Here is a 1,187-nt window from a genome sequence, read left to right as displayed (position 1 = left end):
TTAAAATATTTATGTATTGGTTTAGAATTATTAGCAGTATTATTTGTCGGGATGATTCCTGAAAGTGTTGATCCAATGTTATCTTTATATCCAATATTCTTTGTTACTGCTTTTCAATGGTGTGTTTTTAAAGGAGCATTAGGCTATGCTAGTTCAACGATCTTTTCTACCAACAATATAAAACAGACAGTTATATCGTTAACTGAGTATGCTTTGATGGAAGATGGTAAACAACGTCAAGAAAAATTGCAAAAAGCACAAGTGTTTGGCGGTACTTTAATTAGTTTTCATACTGGAGTAGCTTTTTCTTATTTAGCTTGTTCATTATATGGAATTCATGCGATTTGGCTTTGTAGTATTTTATTATTAGTGAATTTAAGTTTTATGATTTATGAATATGAATTTAAAACTGATAAGTATTTAGTAAAAGAATATAATGCGTAATTAAAGTTAGGGTATTCCTAACTTTTTTAATAATAAATTGATTAATTTTAAACATCATCATTAGTGTTCAAATTCTAATAGTGCATATAGAAAATCACCAAAGTTATAAGTTTATTCCCTGTGTCAATTTTATTTTAGTTACCAATAATGCTCACTAATACGTAAAATAATATTATAATAATTTATATAGCTAATTATAGGTATCTTAAAATGGGGACCTTTTCAAAGTGAAATGTAATTCTATTGACCAAAAATGAATTTTTTTCAATTTTGGTCAATAGAATTAACGCGTTAGTATCAGGTAACAAGATTTTTGTTATTTATTACTGTTTTGATACTAACTAGTCATATAGTTGAAATAAGTGAACAGTATGTATCAAGAGTATAAATATATTGAATTTAAAACTGATAAATATTTAGTAAAAGAATATAATGCGTAATTAAAGTTAGGATATTCCTAGCTTTTTTTAATGATAAAAGAGTGCTATAATTGGTTTATTATAAAGGAGTTTTGTCAATGAAAGAAATAGTTGTAAAAAATAATTATACGGATGTTTCAGTATATAAGTATTTAAAAAAATATACAGTTGATGCTAACTGGATGAAAAAAATAATGATTTTTGATTTATTAATGGTCATTGGTGCCATAATTGCTTTTTTCTTTGATGTTTATTATCTTACGATTATTATGATTGTTTTAGTATTTGTAATTTATTTTCTATATTTGATGGTTATCAATTATA

General features: G+C 24.6%; 2 protein-coding genes. Both read left to right on the top strand.

Translation table 11 applies throughout. From position 1 onward, the window contains the following. On the top strand, positions 1-444 hold a 444-nt coding region (locus J7M77_RS16725; RefSeq protein ID WP_296880630.1), incomplete at its 5' end, for a YoaK family protein. Between the two features lie 517 nt (positions 445-961). Next, positions 962-1,187 (top strand): hypothetical protein (locus J7M77_RS16720; protein ID WP_296880629.1); only part of this gene is annotated, 226 nt, incomplete at its 3' end.

Source organism: Thomasclavelia sp. (assembly GCF_017889095.1).
In the GTDB taxonomy this organism is placed as follows: Bacteria; Bacillota_I; Bacilli_A; order Erysipelotrichales; family Coprobacillaceae; genus Thomasclavelia.
The sequence above is the reverse complement of the archived record's forward strand: the minus strand, read 5'-3'. Positions and strand labels throughout refer to the sequence as shown.